The organism is Pseudomonas sp. LH21 (assembly GCF_036549575.1).
In the GTDB taxonomy this organism is placed as follows: Bacteria; Pseudomonadota; Gammaproteobacteria; order Pseudomonadales; family Pseudomonadaceae; genus Aquipseudomonas; species Aquipseudomonas peradeniyensis.
In genome coordinates this window covers 2,317,334-2,333,183 of record NZ_CP144367.1, presented here as the reverse complement: position 1 = coordinate 2,333,183, position 15,850 = coordinate 2,317,334, and the positions used below count along the sequence as shown (strand labels likewise).

General features: G+C 64.3%; 13 protein-coding genes. 6 read left to right on the top strand and 7 right to left on the bottom strand.

Features of this window, described 5'->3' with window-relative positions; all coding sequences use genetic code 11:
• Window positions 1-21: 21 nt before the first annotated feature.
• Genes VUG52_RS10795 through VUG52_RS10780 form a run of 4 tightly spaced genes read right to left on the bottom strand, consistent with a single transcriptional unit; the run spans window position 22 to window position 2,853 of the window.
• Complete coding sequence (locus VUG52_RS10795; RefSeq protein ID WP_050706136.1) at window positions 22-756, bottom strand: amino acid ABC transporter ATP-binding protein; 735 nt, start codon at window positions 754-756, stop codon at window positions 22-24.
• Window positions 743-1,390, bottom strand: a complete 648-nt coding sequence (locus tag VUG52_RS10790; protein WP_331832940.1) for an amino acid ABC transporter permease — start codon at window positions 1,388-1,390, stop codon at window positions 743-745. The genes VUG52_RS10795 and VUG52_RS10790 overlap by 14 nt, the downstream gene beginning before the upstream one ends.
• Window positions 1,391-2,056: an amino acid ABC transporter permease gene (locus tag VUG52_RS10785; protein ID WP_262952048.1), complete on the bottom strand. Its 666-nt coding sequence runs from the start codon at window positions 2,054-2,056 to the stop codon at window positions 1,391-1,393.
• Between the two features lie 11 nt (window positions 2,057-2,067).
• Window positions 2,068-2,853 (bottom strand): transporter substrate-binding domain-containing protein, encoded by a 786-nt coding sequence (locus VUG52_RS10780; RefSeq protein WP_050706139.1) that lies wholly within the window; start codon window positions 2,851-2,853, stop codon window positions 2,068-2,070.
• Window positions 2,854-3,114: 261 nt separating this feature from the next.
• Here VUG52_RS10780 and VUG52_RS10775 point away from each other — a divergent pair, with 261 nt between their 5' ends.
• Window positions 3,115-3,813, top strand: a complete 699-nt coding sequence (locus VUG52_RS10775; RefSeq protein ID WP_050706140.1) for a FadR/GntR family transcriptional regulator — start codon at window positions 3,115-3,117, stop codon at window positions 3,811-3,813.
• 6 nt (window positions 3,814-3,819) lie between these two features.
• Here VUG52_RS10775 and VUG52_RS10770 read toward each other — a convergent pair whose 3' ends face one another.
• Complete coding sequence (locus tag VUG52_RS10770; RefSeq protein ID WP_028688744.1) at window positions 3,820-4,482, bottom strand: TetR/AcrR family transcriptional regulator; 663 nt, start codon at window positions 4,480-4,482, stop codon at window positions 3,820-3,822.
• Window positions 4,483-4,705: 223 nt separating this feature from the next.
• A complete protein-coding gene (quiC, locus tag VUG52_RS10765) occupies window positions 4,706-6,613 on the bottom strand; it encodes a 3-dehydroshikimate dehydratase QuiC (protein WP_331832938.1) in 1,908 nt (635 codons plus the stop codon).
• 505 nt (window positions 6,614-7,118) lie between these two features.
• Here quiC and VUG52_RS10760 point away from each other — a divergent pair.
• Complete coding sequence (locus tag VUG52_RS10760) at window positions 7,119-8,492, top strand: MFS transporter (RefSeq protein ID WP_050706143.1); 1,374 nt, start codon at window positions 7,119-7,121, stop codon at window positions 8,490-8,492.
• A gap of 92 nt (window positions 8,493-8,584) precedes the next feature.
• A complete protein-coding gene (locus VUG52_RS10755) occupies window positions 8,585-10,495 on the top strand; it encodes a hypothetical protein (RefSeq protein ID WP_262974297.1) in 1,911 nt (636 codons plus the stop codon).
• Between the two features lie 60 nt (window positions 10,496-10,555).
• On the opposite strand, the gene VUG52_RS10750 is transcribed toward VUG52_RS10755, so the two are convergent.
• Window positions 10,556-11,467 (bottom strand): LysR substrate-binding domain-containing protein, encoded by a 912-nt coding sequence (locus VUG52_RS10750; protein ID WP_050706145.1) that lies wholly within the window; start codon window positions 11,465-11,467, stop codon window positions 10,556-10,558.
• A 94-nt stretch (window positions 11,468-11,561) separates the two neighbouring features.
• Here VUG52_RS10750 and VUG52_RS10745 point away from each other — a divergent pair, with 94 nt between their 5' ends.
• From VUG52_RS10745 to VUG52_RS10735, 3 genes are all read left to right on the top strand, one after another.
• Complete coding sequence (locus VUG52_RS10745) at window positions 11,562-12,653, top strand: tartrate dehydrogenase (protein WP_186711961.1); 1,092 nt, start codon at window positions 11,562-11,564, stop codon at window positions 12,651-12,653.
• Window positions 12,654-12,935: 282 nt separating this feature from the next.
• A complete protein-coding gene (locus tag VUG52_RS10740) occupies window positions 12,936-14,534 on the top strand; it encodes a BCCT family transporter (RefSeq protein ID WP_050706147.1) in 1,599 nt (532 codons plus the stop codon).
• A 160-nt stretch (window positions 14,535-14,694) separates the two neighbouring features.
• Window positions 14,695-15,816, top strand: a complete 1,122-nt coding sequence (locus tag VUG52_RS10735; protein ID WP_050706148.1) for an aromatic ring-hydroxylating oxygenase subunit alpha — start codon at window positions 14,695-14,697, stop codon at window positions 15,814-15,816.
• Window positions 15,817-15,850 lie beyond the last annotated feature (34 nt).

The following is a 15,850-nucleotide window of genomic DNA, read 5'->3' as shown; positions in this document are numbered from 1 at the left end:
CGCAGCGAAGCGATGCAGCCCTCAGGTCCCCACCACCGCACCGATGAAGTTGGCCAGTTCCGCCGTGCGCGGCGCGGCGAACACTTCGCGTGGGTTGCCGGTCTCGTGCACCTTGCCCTGGTGCATGAACACCAGCTTGTCGCCCACCTCGCGGGCAAAGCGCATCTCGTGGGTGACCATGACCAGGGTCATGCCCTCCTTCGCCAGCTGGCGCACCACGCCCAGCACCTCGTTGACCAGTTCCGGGTCCAGCGCCGAGGTGATCTCGTCGCACAGCAGCACCTTGGGCGACATGGCCAGCGCCCGGGCGATGGCCACCCGCTGCTGCTGTCCGCCGGAAAGGCGGTCGGGGTAGGCGTCGATCTTGTCGCCCAGCCCTACCCGCTCCAGCATCCGCTCGGCCAGTTGGCGCGCCTCGGCCCTGCCGGCCTTCTTCACCACCTGGGGCGCCAGCATCACGTTCTCGCCCACGGTCAGGTGCGGGAACAGGTTGAACTGCTGGAACACCATGCCGACCTTCTGGCGCAGCGCGCGCAGGTCGGCACGGCCGGCGTCGAGGTACTCGCCATCCACCTCGATCACCCCGTCGCTGATCGACTCCAGGCCATTGAGGGTGCGCAGGAAGGTGCTCTTGCCCGAGCCACTGCGGCCGATGATGGCCACCACCTCGCCCTCCTCGATGCTCAGGTCGACCCCCTTGAGCACGTGGTTGTCGCCGTAGTATTTGTGCAGCGCGGACACTCTAAGCAGGGGCATGCAGCCTCCTTTCCAGGTAACGGGCGCTCAGCGAGAGCGGGTAGCAGAGGATGAAGTAGCCAACGGCCACCAGGCCGTAGATCAGGAATGGCTCGAAGGTGGCATTGGCCAGCATGCCGCCGGTCTTGGTCAGCTCGGTGAAACCGATGATCGAGGTGACCGCGGTGCCCTTGACCACCTGCACCGAGAAACCCACGGTCGGGGCGATGGCAATGCGCAGGGCCTGGGGCAGGATCACATGGCGCAACTGCTCCAGGCGGCTCATGGCCAGGCTGCCGGCGGCCTCCCACTGGCCCCGTGGGATCGCCTCCACGCAGCCACGCCAGATCTCGGCGAGAAAGGCGCTGGTGAACAAGGTCAGGGCGATGGCCGCGGCCATCCACGCCGACACGTCGATGCCGAACAGGGCGATGCCGAAGAACACCGTGAACAGCTGCATCAGCAGCGGCGTGCCCTGGAACAGCTCGATGAACGCGCGCGCGGCTCCGCGCAGCAGTGGCCGGTCACTGATCCGCGCCACCAGCAGCAACAGCCCGGCGACGCTGCCGCAGGCGAACGCCACCAGCGACAGCAGCAAGGTCCACTGCAACCCGGTCATGAGGTTGCGCACGATATCCCACAAGGTGAAGTCCATTCAGCGTCTCCCCATCAGCAGGCGCTGGCCGATCCAGGCCAGCAGCTGGCGCACGGCGATGGCCATCAACAGGTACAGCAATGTGGTCAACAGGTAGGTCTCGAAGGCGCGGAAATTGCGCGACTGGATGAAGTTGGCAGCAAACGACAGCTCTTCGGTGGCGATCTGCGAACACACTGCCGAACCGAGCATGACGATCACGATCTGGCTCGACAGCGCTGGCCACACCTTGGCCAGGGCCGGTTGCAACACCACGTGGCGAAACGCCTCGAAGCGGCTCAACGCCAGCGCGGCCGAGGCTTCGAGCTGGCCCTTGGGGATCGCCTGGATGCCGGCGCGGATGATCTCGGTCGAGTAGGCACCCAGGTTGATCACCATCGCCAGTACCGCCGCCTGCCATTCACTCAGGCGCACGCCCAGCGCCGGCAGGCCGAAGAAGATGAAGAACAGCTGGACGATGAACGGCGTGTTGCGGATCAGCTCGACGTACAGCCCGAACAGCGCGTCGAACGGCCGCAGGTGCCAGGCCCGGGTCACCGCGCCGAGCACGCCGATGGCGACCCCGAGCACGGTGCCGACCAGGGTCAGCTCCAGGGTGAACAGCATGCCCCGCAGCAACAGGTCGCCCTGCGCCAGCACCGGGGCGAAGTCGAATTGATAGGCCATCGCTCAAGTGCTCAGAGATCGGCCGGCAGCGGCTGCTTGAGCCACTTCTCGGCGTTGCGGTTCAGGCTGCCGTCAGTCCTGGCGGCGTCGAGGGTGGCGTTGACCTTCTGCAAAAGCGCCGGCTCGTTCTTGGCCAGGCCCACGTAGACCGGGGAGTCCTTGAGCTTGATCTTGAGCACCGGCACCTTGGCCGGGTTCTTTGCGGCGATGGCGGCCATCACCACGCTGCCGCTGGCGATCAGCTCGACCTGGCCGGACAGGTAGGCGGCGATGGTCGAGTTGTTGTCCTCGAAACGCTTGATGATCGCGCCCTTGGGCGCCACGGCGCTCAGTTCCATGTCCTCGATGGCGCCGCGGGTGACGCTGATGGTCTTGCCGGCCAGGGCTTCGATCGCGTCGACCGGTGCCTCGGCCGGGCCGAACACCGCCAGGTAGAACGGCGCATAGGGGCGCGAGAAGTCAATCACCGCGGCGCGCTCGGGGTTCTTGCCCAGGCTCGAGATCACCAGGTCGACCTTGCCGGTGGTAAGGAACGGGATGCGGTTGGTGCTGTTGACTGGGGTCAGGGCCAGCTTGACGCCAAGCTTGTCGGCCAGCAGTTGCGCGGTGTCGATGTCCAGGCCGCGGGGCTTGAGGTCCGGGCCGACCGAGCCGAACGGCGGGAAGTCCTGGGGCACGGCAACCTTGAGCACGCCGCGGGCGGTGATGTCGGCCAGCGCGTCGGCCTGGGCAAGGGGCATTGCCAGAGGGGTGGCGCAGAACAGGGTGGCCAGGAACAGGGAGCGGAACGTCTTCATCGAAAGGCCTCGCAGGAGTCCGGAAAGGGGCTGCGATGCCAGTGCACGGGCCATGCCAGCCTTGGGCAAAACACCCGCGAGCGGCGTGGCGCAAGGCGCCGATCAGGTCTTACTGGTCTGAACAGTTGTGACCTCGAAGCATCCCGCGCCCCGCTTTCGCGCAACGGCCGCAGGGCCTGCGCCAGGACGAGGCAAGGCTTGCCACGCCGTGCCGATTGCCCGTAAAAGGGAGGCCATCGCCCTCAGACCGGTCTGAACAGCATGCTCGCCACCGCCACGCGCCCCGTCCCGGAAATCGCCCTGCAGGCCATCCGCCAACTGATCGAGCGGGACGGCTACCAGCCCGGCGACGCCCTGCCTTCGCAGCGCGACCTGGCCGAACGCCTTGGCGTGAGCCGGGCGTCGCTGCGCGAGGCATTGTCGTCGCTCAGCGCCCTGGGACTGGTCAGCGTGCAACCGGGCAAGGGCGTGTTCGTCCAGGCTCCGGCCACCGGCCAGCCATCGCCGGGCGGCTTCGCCTGGCCCTATGCCGAACAGGTCTCGGCCGCCGACACCTTTCAGCTGCGCTACGCCCTGGAAGGCTTCGCCGCCGGCCAGGCGGCCTTGGCGTTGACCGCCGATGACCTGGACGCGTTGCAGGCCAACGTCGAGGCAATGGCCGTGGAGTTGCGCGCCGGGCGCTTCGAGGCCGCCGCACGCCTGGACTTCGCCTTTCACCAGCAACTGCTGCAGGCCAGCGGCAACCGCGCGATGCTGCAGGTGATCACCGCCAGCCAGGATATTTTCCTGGAAAGTCAGAAGCTGCCGTTCATCCGCCCCGAGCGGGCCATGGAAACCTGGCAGGAGCACCGCAAGATCCTCCGCGCCCTCGCCCGCCGCTCCCAGGCCGGCGCGCAACGGGCGATGCAGGAACACATCCGCAACGCTGCGGCGCGCACCGGGGTGGTGTTCGCCGGTTGAGCGGGGTCAGGCCTTGATGTAGCGCATCACCGCCTCGCAGATCACCTGCTTTTGACGCTGCTTGACCTGCTCGTCGGCCAGGTCGATCTGGAAGATGTCGCCGAAGGTATGGCGGTTCGACACCCGGTAGAAGCAGAACGAGCTCATCAGCATGTGCAGGTCGATCACCTCGATCCCCGGGCGGAACACGCCCTGCTCCACGCCACGGGCGAGGATCTTGCCCAGCGCGTCGAGCACCATGCTGCTCATCTCGCGAATCACCGGCGACTGCTTGACGTATTCGCCGTAGTGGATGTTCTCGGTACAGACGATGCGCACGAAGTCGACGTTGTCGGCGTGGTGGTCGAAGGTGAACTCCACCAGGCGCTGGATCGCTTGCTCGGGCGACAGCGAGTCGAGGTCCAGGCTGTGCTCGGTCTTGCGGATGTCGCCGTAGAGCTTGACCAGGCATTCGACGTAGAGCTGCTCCTTGCTGCCGAAGTAGTAGTAGATCATGCGCTTGGAGGTGGCGGTGCGCTCGGCGATGGCGTCGACCCGGGCGCCGGCCAGGCCCTGCTGGACAAACTCGGTGATGGCGGCCTGGAGAATGTTCTCGCGGGTCTTTTCCGGGTTGTTCTTGCGCGATCTGCGCAGCCCTTCGACTTCAGGCTTGGCTACCGAATCACTCATACCGACTCACAGGCTCGTTATAGGAATCCGGGCGATTATCCGTGAGCCGGGCGGTGCAGGGAAGCGTGGTGTTGTGAGCGGCTGCCGCCCCCATCGCGGGGCAAGCCCGCTCCCACGCTTCGTGCGTGATTGTCCAGCCCTAGAGGCTGCGCAGTAGTGCAAAGAACAGAACAGCAAGCATCACCAGCGTGGGAGCGGGCTTGCCCCGCGATGGGCCCCTGATTCACAACACCGCCGTGCGCCCCGCCCCGCTGCGCGCCTTGGCCATCGCCGCCAGGCGCACCGCCACGTTGGCCGCGCCATACCCGGCGTAACCGCCCTTGCGCTGCAGGATCTCGAAGAAGAAGCGCCCCTCGAACGGCTCGGTGTACACATGGAACAGCTCGCCGCCCTGGGCATCGCGGTCGTACAGCACGTTGTAGTACGCCAGCTCGCTGAGGTACTCGTCATCGAACTCGAAGCGCGCCGCCAGGTCGTCGTAGTAGTTCAGCGGGATCTCCAGCAACGGCACGCCGGCCTCCTTGGCCCGGGCCACCTCGCGGAAGATATCGTCGCAGTCGAAGGCGACATGGTGCACGCCCGAGCCGCGATAACTGTCCAGGGCATGGGCGATGGCGGTGTTGCGGTTCTCCGAGATGTTCAACGGCAGGCGCAGGCTGCCGCACTGACTGCGCAGGGCACGGCTCTTGACCAGGCCATAGGGGTCGGGCAGCACCACCTCGTCGTCGGCGGTGAAATCGAACAGGCTCTTGTAGAACAGCACCCAGCTGTCCAGCGCCTCGGCCGGCAGCGCCAGGGCCATGTGGTCGATGCGCTTGAGACCGCCGCTGGCCCGGGCGTTCGGGTCCAGGTGGAAATCGGTGTCGTAGAGGGTCGGACCGTCGGCGTCCGGCTCCACCAGGTACAGCAGGCTGCCATCGGGGGCGCGCACCGCCGGGATCTCGCGTTCGTTGGGGCCGACCAGGCCACGGAACGGCTGGCCGCGGTAGGCGGTGGCGCGCCGCAACGCGGCCTGGCCATCGTTCACCCGCAGCGCCGTCGCGCACAACGACGGGCCATGGGCCTCGAAGAAGTTGTGGGCAAACGAGTAAGGCTCGGCATTGAGCACGATGTTGATATCGCCCTGGCGCAACAGCCGCACCGCCTTGCTGCGGTGTTCGCCGGCCTCGGCGAAGCCCAGGCGCTTGAGCCATACGCCCAGGCGCGCACCGACCGACTCGTCGACGGCGAACTCGAGGAACTCCACGCCGTCGTAGCGGCTTGCGGCAGGTGGTGCGAACAGCACGCCAGGCTCGACGGCCCGCGCCTCGCACTCCAGCTGAAGGCGGGTCTTCTCCTCCAGGTACAGCAGTGAACGCAAGCCGTCGGCAGCGTTTTGCCGGGGCGGTGCCGCACGGAAGCCGTCGTTGAAGATCTCCAGCGACAGCGGACCGCGATAGCCGGTGGCGAGAATCGGCGCGAGGAAGCCCGCCAGGTCCATCTCGCCCTGTCCCGGGAAGCAGCGGAAATGTCGGCTCCACTCCAGCACGTCCATGGCCAGGATCGGGGCGTCGGCCATCTGCACGAAGAAGATCTTCTCCCCGGGAATATCGCGGATACCGCTGGGGTCGCCCTTGATCGACAAGGTGTGGAAGCTGTCGAGGATCACCCCCAGCGCCGGATGATCGGCCTGGCGCACCAGGTTCCACACCTGCTGCCAGGTATTGACGTGGCGGCCCCAGGCCAAGGCCTCGTAGCCAATGCGCAGGCCCCGGTCGCCGGCATGTTCGGCGAGCAGGCGCAGGTCGTCCACCAGCAGTTGCTCCTCCCCCAGGGCATCGGGCTGGACGTTGCTGCACAGCAGCACCAGGTCGGTGCCCAGCTCCTGCATCAAGTCGAACTTGCGTTCGGCGCGGTCGAGGTTCTTGTGCAGGCGGTCGCGGCGACAACCCTCGAAATCGCGAAACGGCTGAAACAGGGTGATCGCCAGCCCCAGGTCCGCGCACATTTGGCGGATCTCGCGAGGGCTGCCGGCGTAGTACAGCAGGTCGTTCTCGAAGATCTCGACGCCGTCGAAACCCGCGGCGGCGATGGCTTCGAGTTTTTCCGGCAGGGTGCCGCTCAAGGAAACGGTGGCGATCGAACGGTGCATGGCAGGTGTTCCTTGTTATTGAGGGAGGTCTGGGCAGGTCCGGCCCTATCGCGGGGCAAGCCCGCTCCCACAGGTGTTGCGTTGTCCCTTGTAGGAGCGGGCTTGCCCCGCGAAAGGGCCAGTCCCGACAGCATCTGTCTGGCACGATCGATTATTCGCAGGTAAAGTCGCCCCGGCAACGCACTTTGTACGAAACAGTTAGTTTTTGTTCGATTACCGAACAAAACCCGTTCCGGCGAATTGATTCACCCACCCCCGTGAACAACCATGAACGCCAGTCGCAGGCCCCGCCGGCCCTTCTCGCTGCCACGCCGGTCGTTCGGCGGGCCCTGCGCTGTAACGCCCAACGTCACCACATAATAAGTTCAAGAAAACGGGTACCGACCTATGCACACCTTGCTCGCCCTGCGATCCGCACCGCCGCGTTCGTCTTCTCTCCATAGCCCCGTTGCCGTGCCCTGCGCGCGCTGACCATCCGGCCCCTGACAAGAACAACGGAGACAACATGGCCCGCTCAAGCTCCCAAGCCAAGAAAGCCACCGCCAGCGGATGGATCGGCTCTGCCCTCGAGTACTACGACTTCTTCATCTACGCCCAGGCCGCAGCGCTGATCTTCCCGCAGATCTTCTTCCCCTCCAGCGACCCGAAGATGGCCATCATCGCCTCGCTGGCCACCTACGGCGTGGGCTACCTGGCGCGCCCGATCGGCGCCTGCGTGCTCGGCCACTGGGGCGACACCCGCGGGCGCAAGAACGTGCTGCTGCTGTGCATGTTCCTGATGGGCCTGTCGACCATGGCCGTGGGCCTGCTGCCCACCTACCACGACATCGGCCTGCTGGCCCCGGCACTGCTGGTGGTGCTGCGCCTGGTCCAGGGCTTCGCCGTGGCCGGCGAGATCTCCGGGGCCAGTTCGATGATCATGGAGCACGCGCCGTTCGGGCGTCGCGGCTACTACGCCAGCTACACCCTGCAAGGCGTGCAGGCCGGTCAGGTGATGGCGGCGGCGGTGTTCCTGCCGCTGGCCTACTTCATGCCCAGCGAGGCCTTCAACGAGTGGGGCTGGCGCATTCCGTTCCTGATGAGCGCGGTGGTGCTGATCGCCGGCTTCATCATCCGCAAGGAAGTGCACGAGACCCCGGCCTTCGTCCAGGAGGAGAAGCAGGACAAGGTCGCCAAGTCGCCGATCGGCGAAGCCTTCCGCCACAGCTGGAAGCACATGGTGCTGGTGATGTTCATGGCGTTGATGAACGTGATCCCGGTGGTCGCCACCATATTCGGCGCGGCCTACGCGGTGCAGCCGGCCTATGGCATCGGCTTCGACAAGAGCGTGTACCTGTGGATCCCGGTGGTGGGCAACATCGTCGCGGTGCTGGTGATCCCCTTCGTCGGCAACCTGTCCGACCGGATCGGCCGTCGCCCGACCATGATCGCCGGCTGCCTGGGCTCGGGCCTGCTGGCCTTCGCCTACCTGTACGCGATCAGCATCCAGAACGTGCCGCTGGCCTTCGCCGCCTCGATCCTCATGTGGGGCATGGTCTACCAGGGCTACAACGCGGTGTTCCCAAGCTTCTACCCCGAGCTGTTCCACACCCGCTACCGCGTGTCGGCCATGGCCATCGCGCAGAACATCGGCACCATGATCACCGCCATGCTGCCGGCGCTGTTCGCCGCCGTGGCGCCACCGGGTTCGGAGCATATCTGGCTGGTGGTCGGCGGGCTGGCGTTCCTGGTTACCTGCGTGTGCGCCTTCGCCGCGTATCTGGCGCCGGAGACCCATCGACTGGCCATGGAAGACCTGGGCACCCCGCAAGCGCGACCGATGGATCGCGACGCCTATGAAAAAGCTCGCACGGGCACCGCGAAAGTAATGAGCCACTGAGGCCCGACCAGTCACCTGACATTATTGCCAGGTGACTGGTATTTCACAAACTGCTCTGCTGTGGGCGAGGGTTAAACCACAGGAGCAATCCGATGAAAGTGCGCAACTGGAAAACAGCGTGGGCGGGGGTATTACTGGTGATGGTCACGGTAATGTCCGCGCAGGCGGCCACGCCACTGTTCACTGTAGAAGCCGGGCAGGATACCGCCCAGTTGAAAAAGATCGCGACAGGTTACCTGGCGAGATTGTTGGCTGAACCTGCCAACGTCGAGATCAATCTGGTCAAGGTGGATGCGCAGTTGGTCAATCCACAGACCCAGGCTATCGCTGTCACGACACCCGATGGCAAAACTGCCGCGTTCCATTTACGACCCTCCAAACCCCTGAAATCCGGATTCGACAGCTGGGTGGGCTACAAGGCCTCTGAGTGGAAGAAAAAATACGCCAGCAAATCGAAGAACGAAATCGATTACGACCCGCACTACTATCTTTCCCTTGTGCGCCATCAAGACAAAGTTGTCGGTAGGCTGGTGGTCGATGGGCAGGCCTATCGGCTCGACTATATAAGCCCTGGCCAGCACGCGCTGATCAAGGTGGATGAGTCGAAGTTACCTGCAGAAGCCAAGCCGTTACTGGCACCCGGCGCCAATGAAAAGACCACCCCCTCCGACAAGATCAAACGGCCTGACTACTATCAGGTAAGTGTTCTATTGGTATCGACCAAGCCAGTTCGCGAGAGCAAGCCAAATTACAGGGAGGAACTGATTGGTGCCTTGCAGGATGCCAACCAGTATTTCGCCAATAGCAAGATCAATGTCATCTATTACCTTGCCGACATCTACGACTCCAACTACGAAGGCGACGGTAGTGACCTGGAGGCGCTGAAAAGCAAGGACACCGAGCTGGGCAGGATGGTCTGGAAATACCGCAACGCGCTGAGCGCAGACCTGGTCTCGCTGTATGGCACCTTCACCGAGTCCTGTGGCGTCGCGTACAGCTGGTCGAACAAGGAGACGGCGTACAGCGCCATCAGTTGCCCTTCGTCACTGGCCCATGTACTTGGCCAGAACTATGGCGGTACCGTTGGCTGGGACCCCGCGCCTACCAATCCACTCAACCATGGCTACAAGCACGAGACCGCCCCTGAGTTCCATACCCAGATGGTCACCGCCCACGGCGCCCTGCCCAACTTCTCCAACCCCCGGGTGGAATATCAGGGCGAGCCCATGGGTGACGCGCTGCATGACATGGCGCAGTTCATTGAGGACAACAGGGCCGAGTATGTGAGCAGCTTCTACGGCCCGCTCAGTGCCATCACCCTGACACTATTTGAACAACCGGACTCCCAGGGAAAGGAATGCTATCTTTATATTCGTTCTGGGCAACCACTGAATGTTTCCAGCGCGTGCGATGAGCAACCTGTGCGGTCCTTGTGGCTGATCAATATTGGCATCGCACAGCGACTCTGCCTCTATGACGGACCAGGAGAACGCCACGTGTGCTACACGAGAACCGCCGAAGGTGCAGATAAGGTCAGGGTCAAGAATATTGACGATTCAAAAGATGTGCCCGCTGGCTACACGCGTAGCCAGAAAGGCGGAGCACTGAATGGCGCCGTTGTAGATGTCCTGCATGGCGATAATGCTGTCCTGCTGTTTGCAGAAAAGAATTTTAAAAGCCCTATGTGTGGCTTTAGCACTTCCTATGCCGAATACCTGATAACTGAAGAAGTTGGCTGCCCTCTCGACGCGGGCGGCAAGGCACTTTCAGCGCGGATCTTCTCCCATTCACCAGACGGTAGCACACCCACTCACTACTGGACATTCTATAACGAAGACCGTAGCCGGAAATTAAACTTCAAAGGCCCGCTCAAGGGTAAATTCGGGATAGCCGACTTCGATTCCCCCGATGGTATTCCAGCCACTATCGAGAGGACTCAGACAGGCGGTGCCATGAACGGTAACGTGTACCGCTTCAAGTTCGACAATCTCCCGCCCAATTAAACGGAGCTCGAACGCGCCAAGTCATCGAAGGCGGTGGGGTCGCTACGCGGCCCGCTGCCTTCAATCAGGCAACCGATACCGCTCGGCAAAGTACTGCCGAAAAAACTCCACCGCCACCCGCACCTTGGCCGAGCCGGCCAAGGGCGCGGTATACACCGCCCAGATGTCCGCCGCCTGCTGGTAATCCGGCAGCACCTGCACCAGCCGCCCCTCGGCGATGCTGTCGTGCACGTCCCACCACGAGCGCAGCAGGATGCCGCGCCCGTCCAGGCACCACTGGTGCGCCACCTCGCCATGGTTGCTCGACAGCCCACCGGTCACCCGCACGCTTTCCTCGCCCTGCGGCCCCTCCAGGTGCCATAGCCCGAACGGGTGGTCGCGCTCCTTGATCACCAGGCAGTCATGGCTGGCCAGGTCCGCCAGCACCCGCGGCGTGCCGTGCTCGGCCAGGTACGCAGGCGCCGCGCACAGCACCCGGCGGTTGCGCGCCAGGGGCTTGGCGATCAGGTGCGGGGCGATCACGTTGCCCACGCGGATGTCCAGGTCGACGCCTTCGGCGATCAGGTCCACCAGGCAATCGTGCACATCCAGGCGAATGTCCAGGCGCGGGTAGCGCGCCGCCAGTTCCGACAGCGCCGGCGCCACGAAGCGCCGGCCCAGGCCCAGGCTGCTGGCGATGCGCAACTGCCCGACCGGCTCGCGCTGGCCGGCGTTGAGGTCGTCGTCCATGCGTTGCAGGGTCTCGAAGATCTGCTGCGCCCACTGGTACACCCGCTCACCCTCCTCGCTCACCGTCACCCGCCGGGTGGTGCGGTGCAGCAGGCGCACGCCAAGGCTGTCCTCCAGCAGGCGGATGCGCTTGCTGACGAACGCCGCCGACATGCCGCGTTCGTCGGCCACCGCGGCAAAGCTGGCGCGGCGGGCCACCTGCAGGAAGATGTCGAGGTCGTCCAGGTTCGGCAGATTATTCACGATTCGTGCACCAAGAATTAATGGATTGCCGGATTATCTCCGAATCACAGCCTTATAGCATGGCCGCATCTTCCCTGAACACGAGAGCCGCACCATGACCAAGACCTTCAAGATCGCCGCCATTCCCGGTGACGGCATCGGTAACGAAGTCCTCCCCGAAGGCCTGCGCGTGGTCGAGGCCGCCGCCCGCAAGCACGGCCTGAACCTTGAGTTCGAGTTCTTCGAGTGGGCCAGCTGCGACTACTATCTGGCCCACGGCAAGATGATGCCCGACGACTGGTTCGACCAGCTCAAGGGCTTCGACGCCCTGTACTTCGGCGCCGTCGGCTGGCCGGACAAGGTCCCGGACCATATCTCGCTGTGGGGATCCTTGCTCAAGTTCCGCCGCGATTTCGACCAGTACGTGAACATCCGCCCGGTGCGCCTGTTCCCCGGCGTGCCCTGCCCGCTGGCGAACAAGCAGCCCGGCGACATCGACTTCGTGGTGATCCGCGAGAACACCGAGGGTGAATATTCGTCCCTGGGCGGGCGCATGTTCGAAGGCACCGACAACGAGTTCGTGCTGCAGGAGTCGGTGTTCACCCGCCGTGGCGTGGACCGCATCCTCAAGTACGCCTTCGACGTGGCGCAGACCCGCGAGCGCAAGCACGTCACCTCGGCGACCAAGTCCAACGGCATGGCCGTGAGCATGCCCTACTGGGACGAGCGCACCGCCGCCATGGCCGCCCACTACCCCGAGATCAGCTGGGACAAACAGCACATCGACATCCTCTGCGCCCGTTTCGTGCTGCAGCCGGAGCGCTTCGACGTGGTGGTGGCCTCCAACCTGTTCGGCGACATCCTCTCCGACCTCGGCCCGGCCTGCGCCGGCACCATCGGCATCGCGCCGTCGGCCAACCTCAACCCCGAACGCAAGTTCCCGTCGCTGTTCGAGCCGGTGCACGGTTCGGCGCCGGACATCTACGGCAAGAACATCGCCAACCCGATCGCGATGATCTGGTCCGGCGCGCTGATGCTCGAGTTCCTCGGCCAGGCCGGCAACGACGCCCGCTACCAGGCAGCCCACGACGACATTCTCAAGGCCATCGAGACAGTGATCGCCAACGGTGACACCACCCGCGACATGGGCGGCAGCCGCTCGACCCAGGAAGTGGGCAAGGCCATCGCCGAGCTGCTCGGGGCCTGAGTCGGCGTCAGGTCATCGCGGGGCAAGCCCGCTCCTACAAAGAAGCAATGCGTCTTTCCGTGCGTGGGAGCGGGCTTGCCCCGCGATAGCGCCAGCCCGGACAACACCCAACCATCCGGATTGTCCGACGATCCTATTGCCACCCACTTCGATTCAATGCAGAATCTGTAAACCAAAAGATAATTGTTATCCAGCAGTTAACAGAAAGGACAACCTAGCCTCGATACGGACTTCCCCTACGCCTGACGCCTACTACAAAAAAAATGCTCCAGGAGACAATTGATGTCCCCCAATAACAAAAAGATCGACGTGTTCCTGATCGCCGTGAGCCTGTTGGCCGTGCTGCTCACCGTGATCGGCCTTGCTGCCTTCCCCGCCCAGGCCGAAAGCCTGGCCAACCAGCTGTTCGAGGTGGCCACCCGCACCTTCGGCACCAGCGTCCAGGTGCTGGTGTTCGGCAGCTCCCTGGCCGTGCTGTACCTGGCCTTCAGCAAGTACGGCAACATCCGCCTGGGCGCCGGCAAGCCGGAGTACTCCACCACCACCTGGGTGTTCATGTTCATCTGCGCCGGCATGGGTTCCTCGACCCTGTACTGGGGCGTGATGGAATGGGCCTACTACTACCAGACCCCGGGCCTGAACATCGCGCCGATGTCGGCCAAGGCCCTGGAGTACAGCGTCAGCTACTCGTTCTTCCACTGGGGCATCAGCGCCTGGTCGATCTACGCCCTGGCCTCCCTGGCCATGGCCTATCACTTCCACGTGCGCAAGAAGAGCGGCCTGAACCTGGCCTCGATCATCGAGGCGGTCACCGGTTTCAAGGCCACCGGCCCCGTCGGACGCGCCGTCGACCTGATCTTCCTGCTGACCATGATGGGCGCGCTGACCGTGTCGCTGGCGCTCACCGCCTCGACCCTGACCCGTGGTCTTGCCGACCTGGCCGGCACCCCCAACACCTTCACCGTGCAACTGCTGGTGATTGGCGCCGTGGCGCTGCTGTTCTCGCTGAGTTCGTACATCGGCATCGACGGTGGCCTGCAGCGCCTGTCGAAGATGGTCTGCATCGGTGCCCTGGTGTTCGCCGCCATCGTCCTGCTGGTCGGCCCGACCCAGTTCACCCTGAACAACACCGCCAATTCCATCGGCCTGATGCTGCAGCACTACGTGCAGATGAGCCTGTTCACCGACCCGGCCGGCGACGGCGCCTTCACCCGCAACTGGACGGTGTTCTACTGGCTATGGTGGGTGTCCTACGCGCCGGGCGTGGCCATGTTCGTCGCCCGCGTCTCGCGTGGCCGACTGATCAAGGAAGTGGTGTTCGCCCTGCTGCTGGGTGGCAGCTTCGGTTGCTGGTTCTTCTTCGGCGCGCTGGAAAGCTACAGCATGCACCAGTTCATCAACGGCCAGATCGACGTGCCCAAGCTGCTCGGCACCCTCGGTGGCGAAGCGGCGGTGACCGATCTCCTGCTGGCCCTGCCATGGGGCACGCTGTTCCTCGCCGCGTACCTGTTCATCATGGCGGTGTTCTGCGCCTCGCACATGGACGCCGCCGCCTACGCCGTGGCCGCCACCAGCACCCGCAACCTGCGCGAGGGCGAGGACCCGAGCCCGACCCTGCGCCTGTTCTGGTGCGTGGTGCTGACCCTGGTGCCGCTGGCCATGCTGTTCGCCAAGGCCTCGCTGTCGACCATGAAGACCGCCGTGGTGCTCACCGCGATCCCGTTCATGGTGATCCTGCTGGTGAAGATCTACGGCTTCTTCAAGTGGCTGGCGGCCGACTACGGCCAGGTGCCGGCGTACCGCATCGAGGAAGAGGCCACCCGCCTGGCCGGCGAGGAGCCCCAAGAGCAAGCGCCTCGCAGCGCGGCGGCGGTGCACTGAGTCTGGATTTGTCGTGGGAGCGGGCTTGCCCCGCGATATGGGCTGCCATCGCTATCGCGGGGCAAGCCCGCTCCCACGCCAGCAAAACCTGACACAAAATTTTTTGCCCAGCTTGTTAACCAACAGATACGTGTTAACCAATAAGAACCGAGATAGAGCCATGAACGATTTCAAACGCCTGCCCGCCGACTTCTGTGCCAACCCCGAAGAGGCCTTCACCCTCCCGGCAAAGTTCTACACCCAGGCCGCCGTCTTCGAGCACGAGAAGGAAGCGATCTTCGCCCGCAGCTGGATCTGCGTCGGCCACCGCAGCGAAGTCGCCGAAAAAAACGCCTACATCACCCGCCAGGTGATCGGTGAGAGCATCATCGTCGTGCGTGGCCGCGACGACGTGCTGCGCGCCTTCTACAACGTCTGCCCGCACCGCGGCCACCAGCTGCTCGAAGGCAGCGGCAAGGCCAAGAACGTCATCACCTGCCCGTACCACGCCTGGACCTTCAAGCTCGACGGCGAACTGGCCCACGCGCGCAACTGCGAGAACGTGGCCAACTTCGACAAGGACAACTCCACGCTTGTGCAGTTGCGCGTCGAAGAGTACGCCGGCTTCATCTTCATCAACATGGACAACGACGCCGGTTCCGTCGAAGACCAGCTGCCCGGCATGCAAAAACGCATGCGCGAGGCCTGCGCGGTGATCGACGACCTGCACCTGGCCGCGCGCTTCGTCAGCGACACCCCGGCCAACTGGAAGTCGATCGTCGACAACTACCTCGAGTGCTACCACTGCGCCCCGGCCCACCCCGGCTTCTCCGACTCGGTGGACGTCGGCCAGTACAGCCACAGCCTGCACGGCAACTGGACCCTGCAGTACGGCCTGGCCAAGCCGTCGGAGCAGTCGTTCAAGTTCGATGAAACGGTCAAGGATCCGTCCTTCGCCGGCTTCTGGGCCTGGCCGTGCACCATGTTCAACGTACCGCCAGGGGCCAACTTCATGACCGTGATCTACGAGTTCCCGGTCGATGCCGAGACCACCCTGCAGCACTACGACATCTACTTCCTCAACAAGGACCTCAGCGAGGAGCAGCACAAGCTGATCGACTGGTACCGCGAAGTGTTCCGCCCCGAGGACCTGCGCCTGGTCGAGAGCGTGCAGAAGGGCCTGAAGTCCCGCGGCTACCGCGGCCAGGGTCGGATCATGGTCGATTCGCAGCGCAGCGGCGTGAGCGAGCACGGCATCGCCCACTTCCACAACCTGATCGCCGTCGCCCACCTGGACGACTGAACACGCTCCCCGCCCCGCGCCAGGGCCTGGCGCG